Origin of the sequence: Mycobacterium sp. 1165196.3 (assembly GCF_001673415.1) — a bacterium.
Classification (GTDB): Bacteria; Actinomycetota; Actinomycetes; order Mycobacteriales; family Mycobacteriaceae; genus Mycobacterium; species Mycobacterium europaeum_A.
Window position 1 is genome coordinate 1 of sequence record NZ_LZLU01000217.1, and the last position, 753, is coordinate 753.

1 protein-coding gene and 1 pseudogene are annotated in these 753 nt (G+C 69.9%); both read right to left on the reverse strand.

Features of this window, described 5'->3' with window-relative positions:
* A pseudogene (locus tag A5659_RS21875) lies at nt 1-306 on the reverse strand (signal recognition particle-docking protein FtsY); the annotation flags it as partial.
* 45 nt (nt 307-351) lie between these two features.
* On the reverse strand, nt 352-753 hold a 402-nt coding region (locus tag A5659_RS21880; RefSeq protein ID WP_156749308.1), incomplete at its 5' end, for an AAA family ATPase.

Sequence of the window (753 nt, forward strand, 5' to 3'; positions counted from 1 at the left end):
GGCTTCGGGGACGGGTTCGGGGAGTTCGACCTCGGAGATGGTGCGCCGCGGCGCGTCGCGGGGAACGGCCGCGTCGTCGCCTACCGCGGGCAGACCGGTGGTGTCGAGCCGATCGGCCGTCGTGGTCTGGCTGAAGGTGATGCCCGAGGACGCGGTGTAGCCGCCGGAGCGGTCGATCGCGCCGGGCTCGGTGCGGGTGGAGAAGCTGATCCGGCGCCGGCGGTACCGCAGCAGGCCTGCCACCAGTGCGGTGATGACGAGCAGGGCAGCGACGACCGCGATGGCGATCCAAAGACCTTGGGACACGCTGACATTGTTTCAAGTCGCCCGGTGTGCGTCGGTCACCGGGCCTTACTCGACCGCGCCCACCAGCTGGTCCACCTGCTGGCCGCGCATCCGCTGGGAGATGACGGCGGTGATGCCGTCGCCCTGCATGGTCACGCCGTAGAGCGCGTCCGCGACCTCCATCGTCGGCTTCTGGTGCGTGATGATGATCAGCTGAGAGCGCGCCCGCAGCAGCTCGAACAGCGAGATGAGCCGCCGCAGGTTGGTGTCGTCGAGGGCGGCCTCCACCTCGTCCATGATGTAGAACGGCGACGGGCGGGCCCGGAAGATCGCCACCAGCATGGCCACCGCCGTCAGCGCCTTCTCGCCGCCGGACAGCAGCGAAAGCCGGGTGACCTTCTTGCCCGGCGGCCGGGCCTCGACCTCGATGCCGGTGGTGAGCATGTCGTTGGGGTCGGTCAGCCGCAG